This is a genomic window from Providencia sp. PROV040, assembly GCF_032706145.1.
Classification (GTDB): domain Bacteria; phylum Pseudomonadota; class Gammaproteobacteria; order Enterobacterales; family Enterobacteriaceae; genus Providencia; species Providencia hangzhouensis.
This window is the reverse complement of record NZ_CP120530.1, coordinates 1343081-1360725: the sequence shown is the minus strand read 5'-3', so window position 1 is coordinate 1360725 and position 17645 is coordinate 1343081. Positions and strand designations below refer to the sequence as shown.

8 protein-coding genes are annotated in these 17645 nt (G+C 36.8%); 1 reads left to right on the top strand and 7 read right to left on the bottom strand.

Going from position 1 to position 17645, the window contains the following annotated elements:
• Positions 1-131 precede the first annotated feature (131 nt).
• Positions 132-1067, top strand: a complete 936-nt coding sequence (locus P3L40_RS06215; protein ID WP_210852364.1) for a filamentous hemagglutinin N-terminal domain-containing protein — start codon at positions 132-134, stop codon at positions 1065-1067.
• 73 nt (positions 1068-1140) lie between these two features.
• Here P3L40_RS06215 and P3L40_RS06210 read toward each other — a convergent pair whose 3' ends face one another.
• The 7 genes from P3L40_RS06210 to rlmD all read right to left on the bottom strand — a co-directional run bounded on the left by P3L40_RS06210 (position 1141) and on the right by rlmD (position 17589).
• On the bottom strand, positions 1141-2526 hold the full coding sequence (locus P3L40_RS06210; protein ID WP_004260445.1) for an SLC13 family permease: 1386 nt from the start codon (positions 2524-2526) through the stop codon (positions 1141-1143).
• Positions 2527-2919: 393 nt separating this feature from the next.
• Entirely contained in the window at positions 2920-8808 is a 5889-nt protein-coding gene (locus P3L40_RS06205) for a TcdA/TcdB pore-forming domain-containing protein (RefSeq protein ID WP_210852362.1), read from the bottom strand.
• A 211-nt stretch (positions 8809-9019) separates the two neighbouring features.
• On the bottom strand, positions 9020-10321 hold the full coding sequence (gene eno, locus P3L40_RS06200; protein WP_004260453.1) for a phosphopyruvate hydratase: 1302 nt from the start codon (positions 10319-10321) through the stop codon (positions 9020-9022).
• 65 nt (positions 10322-10386) lie between these two features.
• Positions 10387-12024: a glutamine hydrolyzing CTP synthase gene (gene pyrG, locus P3L40_RS06195; RefSeq protein ID WP_004260455.1), complete on the bottom strand. Its 1638-nt coding sequence runs from the start codon at positions 12022-12024 to the stop codon at positions 10387-10389.
• Between the two features lie 668 nt (positions 12025-12692).
• Entirely contained in the window at positions 12693-13487 is a 795-nt protein-coding gene (mazG, locus tag P3L40_RS06190) for a nucleoside triphosphate pyrophosphohydrolase (RefSeq protein WP_247605777.1), read from the bottom strand.
• Positions 13488-14009: 522 nt separating this feature from the next.
• Positions 14010-16241, bottom strand: a complete 2232-nt coding sequence (relA, locus tag P3L40_RS06185) for a GTP diphosphokinase (protein WP_096863274.1) — start codon at positions 16239-16241, stop codon at positions 14010-14012.
• A 16-nt stretch (positions 16242-16257) separates the two neighbouring features.
• Positions 16258-17589: a 23S rRNA (uracil(1939)-C(5))-methyltransferase RlmD gene (gene rlmD, locus P3L40_RS06180; protein WP_136133982.1), complete on the bottom strand. Its 1332-nt coding sequence runs from the start codon at positions 17587-17589 to the stop codon at positions 16258-16260.
• Positions 17590-17645 lie beyond the last annotated feature (56 nt).

Here is a 17645-nt window from a genome sequence, read left to right as displayed (position 1 = left end):
TTCCGATTTTACCTGAGTGCTAACGTATCATATTTTATTAAGCCAAACTAATTTTTGATTATTATAAAAAACGACTAAATACATTATGCTTTTAATCATTAAAGGATTTTTACAGCAAGGAGCTAATACCAATGAAGAAAACCATATCATTCACTCTACTAAGTTGTACTTTATTTCATACCACATCATTAGCCGAGGCCCCTGATATCACAAAAGCAAAAGTCATTAATATAGAAGCCCCTCTCAAAAATAACATCTCGTTTAATACCTTCGAAAGTCTCTCATCTAATGACGATGGTTTAATTTTTAATAATGATATTAACAGTAATACCAAGCTTAATAATAAGGCAGCAAAGCTTATTTTTGCAGAAGTAACAGGGACTGAAACAAGCAACTTACAAGGGATATTAGGAATAAAAGGGCAACGCGCTAACCTTGTTATCGCAAATCCTAATGGTATTTCATGGAAAGACGGTGCCGTTGATAATATTAATAGCCTCTCCTTAATTGCCGGTAAATTTGAAAAAAAATACATTAAAAACAAAGAGAAAGATAACCAGCTTGAACTCCAAAAATTGGAGGACTATAACCAACTGAAGTTTTCAACTCAACCTGCTAGCCAAATCAGTATTAGTCAGCAACAAGGAACTCCAATTCAACTATCAAAATTAAATATCGTTGCAGACCAAATAAAGCTGCAAAATACACTTAATATCCACTCTGCCATACAAAATTATATCAGCGCATCTGGTAATAGCACCCTTTCTCCTAGTGAAGGCATTGTCAAGTACAGCACAAAGTTCAAAACTGACATTCCTTATATTCAAGGAAATCATTTAGAGATGGATGAGCAAACTAAATTGACAGGTCGTAACATTGTACTTGAGAGTTACCAATATCACTGTAAAGATAATTTCCTTTGCCCACAGAATAAGATAGATATTCAAGGAGTTATAAACACGATGAGTTTCTCTGTGCGCGGAGATGCAGACATTATTTTTTCTGATACAGGTGTGATAAAAATAGGGAAAAACCAACAGGCTCTTATTGCTAAAACAACGCAATAATCTCAATTTAGCGTACAACAACAAATAACGGCCTCAAAAAGAGGCCGTTAAGTTAAGATGAATTGATACTAAGTTACATCCAGATAAACCAAGCAAACAATGAAATCACAAGGATACAAGCCACGTTTAATACCGCACCAACACGTACCATTTCAATTTGCCTAATATAACCGGAACCGAACACAATCGCATTTGGCGGTGTAGCAACCGGCAACATAAACGCACAGGATGCACCAATCCCAATAATCATGGTTAATACAATGACTGGCATACCTAATGCTTCAGCAACTGTTGCAAAGATTGGTACTAATAAAGCAGCACTCGCCGTATTACTGGTAAACTCAGTCAAAATGATAATAAAGGTAGTAACAGCTAGAATAATAACAAACCAGTGGCTTTCACCGAATGTCATTTGCATCCAGTCTGCCATGATCTTACTTGCCCCAGAAGAACTTAAAATTGCGCTGAGTGTTAAACCACCACCAAACAGCATCAATACGCCCCACTCGGTATTTTTTTGAATTTGAGACCAGCTAGCAACACCTGTTACACCAATTAAAATCGCAGCACTCATCGCAATGATTGTATCTAAATCTTTTACACCACCTAATGCATCACTAATAAACGTACTCGTGATCCAACAAACTACGGCTAAAAGGAAAATCGTCATTGCTGTAATACGCTTGCCATTCCACTCAACGTGTTCTAACTCAATTTGAAAACGATGTTTCAGGTTTGGACGTAACATCATGTACATCAATACAAACATCATTGGTAGTAACACCACCATGATTGGAATACCATATTTCATCCATGATAAGAAATCTAAACCTAAAGCCGCAGCCGCAATCGCATTTGGAGGGCTACCTACAATCGTGCCTAAACCACCGATACTTGCACTATAAGCAACACCTAATAGTACAAACACGAAAGTATTACGTTCATGACGTACATCGAGATTAGACAGTATACCTAATACTAGTGGTAGCATCATTGCAGCTGTTGCTGTGTTACTAATCCACATAGAAAGTAACGCTGTTACACCAAACAGCAATAATACCGCGACTGATAAGCGCCCTCGAGCTGCCATTAGTAAGCGATTTGCAATTAGCCTATCAAGGCCTTGGATATGTAAAGCCGTCGCTAATGCAAAGCCTCCGAAGAATAAGAAAATAATCGGATTTGCAAATGATTTCAATGCATCCCCTGTATTCATCAGCCCTAAGCCTACTGCCAAGATCGGAATACACAGTGCAGTAATGGTGACATGGATAGCTTCAGTTAACCAAAGCACACCGATGAAAACCATCATTGCAAGACCAGCATTTGCTTTATCATCGAATGGTAAATATTTTAGTAATAAAATTAAGAGTACGATATCAACAGCTAAGATTATCCACCCTCGTTTATTCGAGGGCGTTGGGCTCACTGATGGTGTTAAAGATTCTGAAGCGTCCATGTTTACTCCATAGCTTTGGAAGCAAGTTTAGTTTTAGCGCATATTGTTAATAATTATTTATAAGCTGTGAAATATAGAGTTAATTTATTGAGATGAAAATGTGGATAAGTTAAAAGTGCGATCTACCCCGCGCAATTTTTTGTATTTTTAATATCTCTACCGAGAAATGTTCTATTTTGTAGGCAAATAACCGCATAAATTAACAGTTTCAATTGACAGAATAATTGCGCTAATACGCCAACGCACCAGTCAGTAGTTAATTCCACCCAAAGCAAAATAAATAATGTTTATGAATAAAAAACAAACTTAAATTAAAATATCAACCAATAAAACTAGACAACTAATTAAGCTAGCTAGTTAAACTCCGGCTAGCTTAACTAATTCATACCTGCTTTATCCCACTAAAATAGGTCCAGTAACCAACGAAGGCTGTATTATATCCTGATGTCTAGACATGCTTTCACGATGGTTTAATGATGATGTCATTGATGAAAGCTGTGCTAACTGATTGTCATGAGCCAACAGTATTTCTTCATCAGACTCATTCGGTGTATTAGTAACCATAAGCCCATCAGTCAACAAATAACTATCTACAATAGTTTTTACCCTAATATCTTCGTTAGAATTTAAAAATCGCAATTGAAGGTGTTCATATCCTTGAGCATTAGCAGAAAATATACGCCTAATAATAAGTATGCTATTTGTATTTATATCCGTCAGGATAAGGTCATCTCCTAGGCGATTAACAGCTAGCGAGTTCATATCGTCAACAGGTAAAACAAGTGTATCTGTCAAACGATCGCTCGCATTATTATCAATGATAATTGCTTGATAATGTAGCCACGCTGCTCTAGAAATAACATAACTATCTTCTTTATCTCCCGCACTTAATACAATATTTTTTACATTATTGATAACTGGTGGGTTAATTATATCCCTTGAATTTCCACCGTTAATTAATAAAGATGATGAGAATCCCTCTTTATTACCATCTAAATTATTCTCTCCCTTACTATAATATAAAATCTCATCATTAGTTGTATACATTAACAATCCATTTTTTAATTTTTTAACTGTATCAAATTTAATATTTGGGTATATCTCATACATTGAAGGTAGTGATAAAGTATTTTTTAAATTATTTTTATCAAAAGCTTTAACTAAAGCAGCTTCACTTACAATTGGTTGCCAATAAAGTTTTTTATTTTCCATATCAAAAATAATTGCTGCTGAACGGTACTCGTCTATTCCTAAATATTGCAATGTATTCTTTGATGATAATTGATATGCAATAACAATACTTTTATTTTCATACCAAGCAGGAATAATAGCTTGATTATCACTCATTTTTAATCCAAGTAAAGCATATACTCCTTGATTTGACTCTAATTGACCAAAATCTTCCCACCATCTTGTTGAATGTGAATCAAACCACTTTTGATTTAGTGCCACAGGTTGAATATTACCTTGAGCGTTAATTTGACTCACAATGCCATTATTACTAATAATTAAAATTTTACTTTGACTGAATATAACACTCTCAATATTTTCGGTTTCTATCCTTTTGATTTCTTGCTTTTCTATTTGAAAGAAATTTGGATTTTCTCCAACTTGTCGATATATTGATTTTTCCTTATGACTATAAAAAAAGAATACTTCTTTCCCATCATTGTTTAATAAAAACCCAACAAACATTAAATCTTTAGGCTCAAATAATTCTTTGTTATCGAGAGCAAGATTATATGAAGTAACATTTGGCCTTATGATAACACCGTCTCTTTCTCTTAACCAATAATGATATATATTATTATTTTTATCAATTCCTGATATTTGGATGACATCAGCCAGCTTCACACTTTTACTATATATTGTTTTTTTATCTTTTACTTTATCAATTAACAATAAATACTTACCAAAAATCACATCTGAAATATCCTTAGGTATGACCGATTTTTCTTCAAAAAACTGATAATGAGTCAGCTCATCAATAGAAACACTAACTAATATAATTTCATTTCCATTTATCATATAATTTGCGACTTCATGAACTCCTTCACTAGGATAACGACATGAGAAATAAATATTTTCATTACTAACCCATAACTTAGTTAATTCAAAATTCCGCTGAGCATTATTATTAATAATATACGTATATTGAACTTTATTATCCTGATCAACTAACCACAATATATTATTATCTTTTGAGTAAAAACATGCCCCCGTCCCTAATGGAGAAAATAGATCAGCATTTTTAGTATATTGTTCCGATGAGTCAGTGAAAATATATCTCCCTGTAGAAACCTGATAAAATGCTCGGCCTACATTAACATTCCCAAACTGATAATTTTCAATTAATACGTACTGCCCCATAATTTTATGTTGTTCATTTAATTTATTTAAATGATTAGATAACTCTTCATTATGTCCGACCCACTTATTTCCATCTTCGCCAATTAAATTTACATCTAAGTTTAAAAAATCTACTTTATAAACTTCATTATTATTATTAATGTATAAAAAATCTTTTTTTGATACTGATTGGTCTATTTTTATTTTTACTCCACCTACATCTATACGGTCAGAACTAACAATAATGTCATTTTTACCTAATAACCCACCACTAATTATCCAGTGAGAAGTCGATAACTTATTTGAGTCATCAATCAATTCTATTTCTGCACCTATTTGTGGACTAATTTTATATACTCCACCATCACCCCTTATCGAATATTTAATTTTCCCATGCCACTCACTGGGTATTTTTGGAATAACTAAATGTCTATATTGATTATTTAACTTTATTTCTATTTCTGTATCTACATATTCATGAAATATCTGAGTAATAGTATTTTCACTTGGAAATATATAAAAGTCATAATCAAATTTATCTGTGTTTTCTAAACGACGAATAACATCAAATCCACTATCATGACGTGTTGTTGCTCCTGGCCATAAATTGTAATCATATTTAATATACGATTTTGGCGTGATAGGCAAGGCAATTATTTGCGCATCTAAATAACCATAATATCGACTACTCATATTATATCCGATACCTTTACGAATATTAATTGCCTGTTGACGGTCATGTACCATTGTAGGGAAATTACCCGCCCAAAAAATATAATTTTTCCGTCCGCCTCCTGCAGAATGTGCGCTAGTCCTATAGATATATTGGCTATCAAATTCAATTTGGTTATTTCTAAGATCTATTGTTTTAAAAACTGCACCAGCGCGCGGAAGAACAATACTTTTATCAGGTAAGTAATCATATCCGTTATTTTTATATGCTTGGTCTAACTGATAGAAATATCTACCTACCGATTTAGCATCTTCTCCTATCACTGCATAATTACGCGCCAAACCAGTGAAACCAATACTTAACCCTGCAAAAATAACCCCAGCTCCCCCCATAAATACTGAAGCTTCCGTTACTCCTAAAGCACCGGTTCCTAAACTGAGTCCTCCTGTGACAAAACTCGCAGAGTCAAAAGCAAGTTGTGTACTAAATATAATCTTATGAGGTTCATCTTTTGCATAGGTCAATTCATATATATCAAAGCCGACTAAGGTACCATTAAATAAAACAGTAACACCTTCATTTACTGTTTGAGCTAATGAAGTAGAAAACAGACTAATATTTTTAGCTTCATAGCTAATATTTTCATTTAACCCACTACGAATTATACCTACAATTTTAGCTAAATCATTCAGAGCTCCATGAAATATCATTCCATAATTAATATAACTATGTATTTTCAATGCTAATGCTAAGTTAAAATTATCATTATTCATTCCGTTTCTATTATGGTTTTTATCTGAATACCATAGCATCAAAGACTGAATAGCTATTCCTGCATTTAATCCATCGAACGATGGCTCATTGATATTATATTCACTGTTATTATCTATATTCTTTTGGGGAATTAATTTTTCCCCATCAAAAAAATAACCTTCTCCAAATAATGCTACTTGCTTTTCATAATAATGATTAAACTCTTTAATTGTCGGATCATCCATTTCAATCCAATGGCTTTTTTCAGGATCATCATAATCTATAAATTGAAGTTGATATTTACCTTTCTCATCCTCTTTCAGTGTAGAAAATATAGGCACCCATTTTCTATTAAATTGATAGTTCATTGATAAATTGGCAAGAGAAGTTTCTAAACGGTATCCCCATTGTTCTGCTTCTAACATAGCCAATGTTCCTTTCAATTGAATGTCTCTTTGAATAGCAAGTTGTTTATTAACGATCCTACTAGTTTTACTTTCACGTTTAGTAATTAAACTCAGTGAAATAGGCTCACTTAAATGAGTTACACTTAACCCATTCCCCACAGGAACACTCGACATATCATCGGTAATAATCGAAATCACTTCAAAAACCGGATCTTTATTGCTCCCAAAGGCTGAGTAAAAATCAGCCATTTTGTTATCTACCATAAATTTTTTAAATGCTGAAAATAGTTCTTTACTATTATTAAACGAAAACAAACCGAAGTTAGGATCATAAAAATAATAGTGTGATTTTTTATCATTTATAGTTTTACCAATAAGCATCGAGTGATTTTGACTATTAATAGCAAACATCATTGTTTTTTGCTGCGCCTCTAATAAACTCTGTGTTTCTTTGATATTAATTCTACCATGAGAAAATGATGCCTCTATTGCTTCCACATTCGAATGTAATCGCTCCAATGCCGTTTTTATTAATATTGAATCATTATCTTTAGGATTTGCTGATGCTATATAAAGTTTATTAAATAAAGTATCCGCACCTTTTTGATCATCTTTTGCTAATGCAACTGACATAGCTCTAACCAAAGGGTAACAACGCCCTCGAGAATCATCTCCTATCAGCGTTAAATAAAAATCTTGTGGCATTAATCGATTAATTTGGCTATTTAATGAATAAAATAATTCACTAACTTTTCCTGTTTCATTCAAAACATATTTTATATATTCGGAGTGACCTACATTATTAATTCTTTGATATAAAGCTCCTCGTTCTATAGGGCTAAGGTCTTGAGTCAAATATAATTTTTTCAGTTCTATTGAAGTCATATTCTTCTTTAATCCTGATATATTGACTTCTGAAAAATCGTTCATGCCCTCACTAAAACTATTTCTAAATGAAGGTTTATTAGAATTTTTATGAACAAAAACTAAATTTTCATATCGCTCATTGATTGTTTGCTTATATTCATTAATACCGCCATATATTGATTGTTCTTCATTTTTAACAACAGCGTTCATACCTTTACTTTTTTTTATTTCCCACCATAACTTACTTCTTTCTATTTGGTTCCCTTCAGACAGTATTCTATTATAATGATTATGATAAAGACTAATTTGAATATCACTTTGTGCTAATTTTCGTGTTAAAGATTTTATTTTAACTTTATCATCTATTGTTTTATTTATTTTCCCATTTAGTTCCTGAAGTTGTTTCTGCCATACTTCTTGGAAACTTTTTAACATTTTTACATGATTATTTATTTTTATACTTATAGATGTAATAAACTCATGCCATGCTTTAGCGCTATCTAATTTTCGTTCCGTTTCAAATATATTATTACCTTTCTCATCCACATATAAGCAATTTAATTTCTTTGCTATAGACAATATTTTGACATGTGTATTTTCCCGAGTGTTTTCAAATTTATTTTTATTTATACTATCCATTTTATTATTAGGAATATATTTTAATATTCTATTTTCCCCTTCTATTGCAAATGATTTCCTTTCACCCTTAAAATCTTTAACCTCTTGTGTTTGTAAGACTAATTGCCAATCATTATTTACAAACTGCATATATGCTGTCGCATTACCATTTGTACCATTTTTTATTTTATAATCTTGATAATCAGCAGACATAACAACATCATCATATAAAATTGAACTATTCATTCTGCAATCATTATAGACTCGATAATGATCTTTATCATGATTGGTAACTATAATAGAATTTTTATTTAAAGTACCTGTAAATAAGAGAAACGTATCTGATGGTTTTTTAGGAATATCTACATAGGAGGGATATAAATGAGTTGCATCATAATTATTATTATTGAGTAAATAACTTTTAATTACAAACGGATCAGGCTGCTCGCTATCATAATAACTAATATCATATCGTGAGTTATCATATTTAGTTAATGTTATATCTCCTTTTTCTGCCGTTGAGCCAATTTTAATTAACTCGCTTGTATCTAGCGTATATTTATTGATGATTTCATTTATTTTTTCAATTACTTCTGTATATTTTTTTACTGTCATTGCATTCATTCCTTTGAATAAAAATTAATTATTTATCTAAAATGAATAATGACTGTAAATTAATATCTCCTTTAGTACCATAATCAAAAAACAAATTCAGATTGAATTTTATAAAAAAACTCAATTATATTTGTTGCATTAATACAATAAATAACCCAAAAAAAGGGAAGCCTAAGCTTCCCTATTCATTAACTTGCTAAGCAATAAATAATTATGCTTGGCCTTTAACTTCTTTTAAGCCATTGAATGGTGCATTTTTACCTAATGCTTCTTCAATGCGAATCAGTTGGTTATATTTAGCAACACGGTCAGAACGGCTCATAGAACCTGTTTTGATTTGGCCTGCCGCTGTACCAACTGCTAAATCTGCAATAGTAGCATCTTCAGTTTCACCTGAGCGGTGAGAGATAACGGCTGTATAGCCTGCATCTTTCGCCATTTTAATTGCAGCCAAAGTTTCAGTTAAAGAACCGATTTGGTTGAATTTGATCAGGATAGAGTTAGCTATACCTTTATCGATACCTTCTTTTAGGATCTTAGTATTAGTTACAAACAGGTCATCACCAACCAGTTGGATTTTGTCACCAAGAACTTTAGTTTGGTATGCGAAACCATCCCAGTCAGACTCGTTCAGACCATCTTCGATAGATACGATTGGGTACTGTTTAGTCAGTTCTTCTAAATAATGTGTGAACTCTTGTGAAGTGAAGGTTTTGCCTTCGCCTTTCAGCTCATAATTACCGGTTTCTGCGTTATAGAACTCAGATGCTGCACAGTCCATCGCCAGTGTTACGTCTTTACCTAACACATAACCTGCTTGCTCAACCGCTTCTTTAATTGCTGCTAATGCTGCTGCGTTTGACTCTAAGTTAGGCGCATAACCACCTTCATCACCTACAGCTGTATTCATACCTTTAGATTTCAGTACTTTTGCTAGGTGATGGAAGATTTCAGAGCCCATACGAACCGCTTCTTTCAACGTTGGTGCGCCAACAGGCTGGATCATGAATTCTTGGATATCAACGTTGTTATCAGCATGCTCACCACCATTGATGATATTCATCATCGGCAGAGGCATAGAGTATTGACCGTGAGTACCATTCAAGTCAGAAATGTGCTCATACAGAGGCATACCTTTCGCCGCTGCTGCTGCTTTAGCATTTGCTAAAGATACAGCGAGAATTGCGTTTGCACCAAATTTAGATTTGTTCTCAGTGCCATCGAGATCAATCATGATTTTATCGATGTTAGCTTGGTCTTTAGCATCTTTACCGATCAGCGCTTCTGCGATTGGGCCATTAACTGCAGCAACTGCTTTCAGAACACCTTTACCCAGAAAACGCGCTTTATCACCGTCACGCAGTTCCAGAGCTTCACGAGAACCTGTTGACGCACCTGATGGTGCCGCAGCTAAACCAACAAAGCCACCTTCTAAATGAACTTCAGCTTCTACAGTTGGGTTACCACGAGAGTCAATGATTTCACGACCGATCACTTTAACAATTTTGGACATTAGGTTTTCCTCAGTACAAGTTAAATTTTGGGAAGTTGGTGCACCTGCGCCGACTTCCCCATATCTTATTTCAACTCACCTTTCTGGTACTTACCAGCGGCTTTAACAAAACCTGCAAACAACGGATGACCATCTCTTGGTGTAGAGGTGAACTCTGGGTGGAACTGACAAGCCACAAACCATGGATGATTAGGGTTTTCAATAATTTCCACCAGCTTATTATCCACTGAACGGCCTGCAATTTTTAGGCCCGCATCTTCAATACGTTTCAGTAGTAAATTATTCACCTCATAACGGTGGCGGTGACGTTCAATGATAGTTTCTGAACCATACATTTCACGTACAAGGCTACCATTCACTAAATGACATGGTTGGCCACCAACACGCATTGTTCCACCAAGATCGCTCTCTTCTGAACGTACTTCAAGGTTACCCTCTTCGTCGCGCCATTCAGTAATCAGCGCAACAACAGGGAATTTACAATCCGCTTTAAATTCTGTTGAGTTTGCATCTGCCATATTGGCAACATTACGTGCAAATTCAATCAATGCGACTTGCATACCCAAACAAATTCCTAAGTAAGGGATCTTGTTTTCACGTGCATATTGAGCGGTCAGAATTTTCCCTTCAACACCACGCTCGCCAAAGCCGCCTGGTACTAAAATAGCATCTAAACCTTTTAGTAACTCAACACCTCGAGTTTCAATATCTTGTGAATCAATTAATTTGATGTTCACAGTTAAACGGTTTTTCAAGCCACCGTGTTTTAATGCTTCAATTACAGATTTATACGCATCTGGTAACTCAACATATTTACCCACCATCCCAATAGTCACTTCACCAGCGGGATTGGCTTCTTCGTAAATAACTTGTTCCCACTCAGCTAAATTAGCTTCTGGCGCATCAATGCGGAAACGGTTACAGATGTATTCATCCAAACCTTGTGATTTCAATAAGGCTGGGATTTTATAAATTGAATCAACGTCTTTGAGAGAAATAACCGCTTTCTCTGGCACATTACAGAACAATGCGATTTTTGCACGTTCATTTGCTGGGATCACTCTGTCTGAACGACAAATCAGCACATCTGGTTGAATACCAATTGACAGTAATTCTTTCACAGAATGTTGAGTTGGCTTAGTTTTTACTTCACCAGCCGCTGCAAGGTATGGCACTAATGTTAAGTGCAAATATAATGTGCGTTCACGGCCAACTTCAGCTGCCATTTGACGAATCGCTTCAAGGAATGGCAATGATTCGATATCACCAACTGTACCACCAACTTCAACCAAAACAACGTCATGGCCTTCACCACCACGGATGATGCGGTCTTTAATTTCATTAGTGATATGAGGGATAACTTGAATTGTAGCGCCTAAATAGTCGCCACGGCGCTCTTTGCGCAGAACTTCAGAGTAAACACGCCCAGTCGTAAAGTTATTACGACGTGTCATTTTAGTACGGATGAAACGCTCATAGTGACCTAAATCTAAGTCAGTTTCAGCGCCGTCTTCTGTAACGAAAACTTCCCCGTGTTGGGTTGGGCTCATAGTGCCTGGATCTACGTTAATGTAGGGATCCAGTTTCATAATAGTCACATTGAGTCCACGGGCTTCGAGTATAGCCGCCAAAGAGGCTGCGGCAATGCCTTTACCCAGTGAGGATACGACCCCGCCGGTCACAAAAATATAATTAGTTTTCATGCTGAACCTGAAAGTTTAGGTTTAAAAGATGATGGATATAACAGGACGGGAAAACAGTATACCCGAACCTTAATTTCGCTACAAATGTTCTAAGCATAATAAGGCTAAATTTCATCAATACTCTAATATTATCAGCAAGTTAAAAGCGAAAAATATTTATCGCTTCAAAATTAGTCATCTTTATCTATTTTTATAGATTAACACAGTTCAAACACAAAAGCTAAATCCTTTCAGCTCATTGTATGGTGTAAAAAATGCGATTCTGCACTAACTTTGATTTTGAATAACTATTTACTCTAACTCTCCACATTTAACCTTCGAAAACTTCAACCTACATATTGTTTTTGAAGCTTTGTTTGGAGCCATTGCATGAGGTGATTTTAGAACAAACCAACCATATCGAATTTTTCTGTAGATGCTTCGTTCTATATATAATTAATGCTCTAGATAGTTCGTGCTACAGCTAGGCGGCAAGAGAGGATATCTCAGGGAGCATACACAAGTATGTGACCTGAGTAGCCGAACGTAGCCAACAACGCTGTAGTGCGAAATATGACGAGCAAAGCTAGACGGCAAGAGAAGATATCTCAGGGAGCATACACCAGTTATGTGACCTGAGTAGCCGAACGCAGCCAACAACGCTGTAGTGCGAAATATGACGAACCATTTTATTCTTGACTCTTAACCTGCTGCCAAAGCCCTTCCATCTCATCAAGTGTAGCACTTTCTGTCGTTTTGCCACTTTCCGCTAGGCTTTTTTCGATTTGACGAAAACGGCCTTCAAATTTGTTGCAAGCTTTTTGCAACGCTATTTCAGGTTTATGACCTAAATGGCGAGATAAATTCACTACGGCAAACAATAAATCGCCGATTTCTTCTTCTAGGTGAGTTTGGTCAACAACCACCTGTGTGGCTTCTTCCATCACCTCTTCAAGTTCTTCATGAACCTTACCCACAACAGGGCCTAACGTATCCCAGTCAAAACCGACCGAAGCACAACGCTTTTGAATTTTATAGGCTTTCATTAGTGCTGGGAGCGAATTCGGGATATCATCTAGCACAGAAAACTGCGATTTTTCAGCTCGCTCTTTTGCTTTTCGTTTTTCCCATCCCTCAATCACTTCCGAGCTGCTCAATGTGTTATTTGTATCAAAAATATATGGGTGACGATGTTCAAGCTTATCGCTCACTGCTTGGCAAATATCATTAAAATCAAACAATGATTTTTCATTCGCCATTTGCGCATAGAAAACCACTTGGAACAATAAGTCGCCCAGCTCACCTTTTAAGTCGTTAAAATCTTCACGTTCTATCGCATCAAGCACTTCATAGGTTTCCTCAAGTGTATAAGGTGCAATAGTTTTAAATGTCTGTACTTTATCCCATGGGCAACCTGTTTGTGGGTCACGCAGCTGTGCCATAATGGATAATAAGCGTTCGATTTCGGGTTTTTCCTGACTCATTGTATTAACCTTTGATTTTCTTTTGTTTCTAATTGTCATCTTTATCTCAAACTTATCAGAAATGACACCTGTTCAACAAATTTTTCAGGAAAAAGCCATTTTCACTCATTAATAACAATTAAAAAACAATTCTAGGTAACTCGGAAAATGTGATTTTTAGAATATATCGGAGCCATTTTCAAAATAGTTTGAGTTGCAGCTAGGCGGCAAGTAAACGAAACCCTAGGAGCATACATCAGTATGTGACTAGGGTGAGAGCACGCAGCCAACAACGCTGCGGCTCAAAATATGAAGAAAATGTAGGAGCATACATCGGTATGTGACTAAGATGAGAGCGCGCAGCCAACAACGCTGCGGTTCAAAATATGAAGAAAACCACTGACAATATAACAGTACTGATTTTCAAAATAGTTTGAGTTGTAGGTAGGCGGCAAGCGAAGATATCTCGGGGAGCATACATAAGTATGTGACCCGAGTAGCTAAGTGCAGCCAACACCCCTACAACTCAAAATATGAAGAAAATCACTGGGAATGGCGTTTTGCCTCAATAACATCCGGCAACTGATTTAATTTTGCTAACACCCGGCTCAGCACCTCAATATTATACAGCTCAATTGTCATATCTATCGTTGCTAATTGCTGCTTCACATCGCTGCGGCTACTGACGCCAAGCACATTAACCTTCTCATTAGCTAATATTGTCGTGATATCACGTAGTAGACCACTACGGTCATTGGCGACAACTCTAACCACGAGAGAATAACCACTGGAATAGTTTTCTCCCCAAACTGCATCTATCACACGTTCTGGCGCATGACTTTGCAGCTCAGCTAATTGTTCGCAATCCGCACTGTGAATAGAAATACCTCGTCCTTTCGTGATAAAACCGACAATTTCATCCCCTGGAATTGGCTGGCAGCAACGTGCAATATGGTGCATTAGGTTACCAACCCCTTCAACCACCACTCGACCACTACCATGGGATGGTGCTCTTGGGAGTGAAGACTTACTTTCTAATGTCTTCATTGCCGCGCGGTCTTCTTCTTCTGCGGTGGCTTTGTTAAATTTGCTTTGCAGGAAATTCACTAATTGGTTGATACGAATATCACCACCACCAATTCCGGCTAAAACTTCATCCAATGAGTGAACATTATAGCGCGCGATTAGCAGTTTTTCGGCCTCTCGGAGGCTGATATCAAGCTGCGATAATTCGCTATCTAGAATTTGGCGCCCTGCGAGGATGTTTTTGTCTCTATCTTGTTTACGGAACCAATTTTGGATTTTGGCTCGCCCACGGCTGGTTGTTACATACCCTAAGTTAGGATTTAACCAGTCACGGCTTGGGTTTGGGTGCTTTTGAGTGATAATTTCAATTTGGTCACCCATTTGTAATTGATAGCTAAATGGAACAATACGACCACCTATTTTTGCACCAATACAACGATGGCCGACATCACTGTGAATGTGATAAGCGAAATCAAGCGGCGTCGAGCCTGCTGGCAAATCCACCACATCCCCTTTTGGGGTAAAAACATACACTCTGTCATCAAACACTTGGCTACGAACTTCATCTAGCATTTCGCCAGAATCTGCCATTTCTTCTTGCCATGCAATCAGCTTACGTAACCACGCAATACGGTTTTCGTAGCTACTTCCTTTGCCAATACCAGTCGCGCCTTCTTTGTATTTCCAATGCGCCGCAACCCCCAGCTCTGCATCTTCATGCATTTGACGGGTACGAATTTGAATTTCAAGTGTTTTGCCGTTTGGCCCTAATACTACTGTATGAATCGATTGATAACCATTAGGCTTTGGATTCGCCACATAGTCATCAAACTCATCAGGAAGGTGGCGAAAATGGGTATGAACAATTCCTAATGCAGCATAACAATCCTGCAAGCGTTCAACGACAATACGCACCGCTCGCACATCAAACAGTTCATCAAATGCCAATGATTTTTTCTGCATTTTACGCCAAATACTGTAAATATGCTTAGGTCGGCCATAGATATCTGCTTGAATATTCTCTTTTAACATGTACTTACGTAAGGTTGTTACGAAAGTATCTATGTACTCTTCACGGTCAATACGACGTTCATGGAGGAGCTTTGCAATTTTCTTATATTCATCGGGATGCAAATAACGAAAACAAAAGTCTTCTAACTCCCATTTTAACTGCCCAATTCCTAGGCGATTTGCTAAAGGAGCATAAATATTTGAACACTCTTTTGCAGCTAAGACGCGCTCATCTTCCGTTGCATCTTTGACTTCACGTAAATGAGCAATTCGTTCCGCTAACTTAATAACAACACAGCGGAAATCCTCTACCATTGACAGTAGCATACGACGAATATTATCGACTTGTGTCGAGCTGGTTTCGCTTGATTGTGTTGCTTTGAGTTGGCGGATCGCATCCATTTCCAGCACGCCTTTAACAAGTTCGTGAATGGATTTGCCAAATTCATCAATAACTTCTTGTTCTTCTAACTTCCCTTCTTCCACTAAGGGGAAAAGCAAAGCCGCTTGTAAGCTGCCGATATCCATACTTAATGTCGATAGGATCTCGGTCATTTCAATACCACGCCACAGTAACAGAGGGGCGATTTCTTGTCCGGCTAATTTATCGTGACAATATTGCCAGGTATGGATGAGCTTTTCTTCTGATTGTTTATTACTCAATCCCAGGCCGTTAACCCACTTTTCTGGGGCAAACTCACCTGCTGGGGTAAGATGCGCACTTCTTACTGCAACCATATGTTCTCCCTACCTATTAAACCTCTGGGCGACGGATAAATAACGCCATTGACTCTAAATGGCTAGTTTGCGGAAACATGTCTAGCATCCGCAACTGTAATAATTGATAGCCCCCATCAAGTAAAACTTTACTATCTCTTGCCAATGTTGTGGGGTTACATGAAACATAGACAATTTTTTCTGGCATCAGTTTAATTAAATGTTCCATAACGCCAGCGGCTCCAGCCCTAGCTGGGTCTAATAACACTTTATTAAAGCCATGAACCGCCCAAGGTTGTGTGTGTATCTGGGCTTCTAAGTTTTCATTATAGAATGTCGCATTACAAATAGTATTGAGCTGTGCATTGTTTCGTGCCTGTTCGACTAAATTTTCCACACCCTCAACACCCACAACGGATTTCACTAACCGTGCAATTGGCAACGTAAAGTTACCCATTCCACAAAAAAGATCTAATACCCTATCTTCACTGTTTAGATCTAACCATGCTAAAGCTTGTTCTACCATCTGCTGGTTAACTTGCCCGTTCACTTGAATAAAATTTAACGGATTAAATTTTAGTAACTCCCCTGCAACTTGATATTCAGGTTGTGGCGAATTTGGTGACAGAGCCTGTAAGTTTTCATCATTACCCGCTAACCAGATAGACACTCCGTGCTGATTTTCAAAATCGCTTAACTTTTGGGTATCTGATAACGAAAAAGGGGTTAAGTAACGAATCAATACAATTTTACAATTGTCTGCACGAATAAGTTCTACATGGCCCAGTTTCGATTTATTACTGAGCTGGTTAATACATTCAGAAAGTGGTTTTAGTAAGATATCCAAATCAGGGGACAAGATAGGACAATTTTTTATATCAACCAATGTGTTAGATTGAGATTGACGAAACCCCATAACGACATTTTTACTTTTAGGCTGATACTGTAGACCTAATCGAGCTCGACGGCGGTAACCATATGGCTCACCACTAATCACCGTGGGAACGGATATATCTAGCGATGTTTCGCGCTGCATCAGATAAGCTAAGGCATGAGCTTTGCTTTCTCTTTGCAGTGCAATGTCAACATGTTGCTGTTGACACCCCCCACATTGATTAAAATAACGGCACCGAGGCTTTACTCTTTGTGGGCTCGTGCTCAAGCGTTTAGTCACCTTCCCTTTAGCAAAATGCCGCTTCTCTTCCGTCAATTCAATTTGTGCTTCTTCTCCAGGCAATAAACCTGTTACAAAAATGGTTTTTCCTTCGATACGGGCAACACCTTGCCCTGCAGCATCGAGGCTATCAGCTACAACCGTGATTTGACGGCGTGAAGTGGTACGGCGATTAGGAGAGTAAAATTGAGCCATAAAGTAGTCACTACAGAGTATTAAGTTATAAAAATCATGATTGCCGAGTTTTCAAT

What these genes read in the sequence shown, in the direction of transcription:
- P3L40_RS06215 (WP_210852364.1), top strand. Translation starts at nt 132, where the DNA reads ATGAAGAAAACCATATCATTCACTCTACTAAGTTGTACTTTATTTCAT.
- P3L40_RS06210 (WP_004260445.1), bottom strand. Translation starts at nt 2,526, where the DNA reads ATGGACGCTTCAGAATCTTTAACACCATCAGTGAGCCCAACGCCCTCG.
- P3L40_RS06205 (WP_210852362.1), bottom strand. Translation starts at nt 8,808, where the DNA reads ATGACAGTAAAAAAATATACAGAAGTAATTGAAAAAATAAATGAAATC.
- eno (WP_004260453.1), bottom strand. Translation starts at nt 10,321, where the DNA reads ATGTCCAAAATTGTTAAAGTGATCGGTCGTGAAATCATTGACTCTCGT.
- pyrG (WP_004260455.1), bottom strand. Translation starts at nt 12,024, where the DNA reads ATGAAAACTAATTATATTTTTGTGACCGGCGGGGTCGTATCCTCACTG.
- mazG (WP_247605777.1), bottom strand. Translation starts at nt 13,487, where the DNA reads ATGAGTCAGGAAAAACCCGAAATCGAACGCTTATTATCCATTATGGCA.
- relA (WP_096863274.1), bottom strand. Translation starts at nt 16,241, where the DNA reads ATGGTTGCAGTAAGAAGTGCGCATCTTACCCCAGCAGGTGAGTTTGCC.
- rlmD (WP_136133982.1), bottom strand. Translation starts at nt 17,589, where the DNA reads ATGGCTCAATTTTACTCTCCTAATCGCCGTACCACTTCACGCCGTCAA.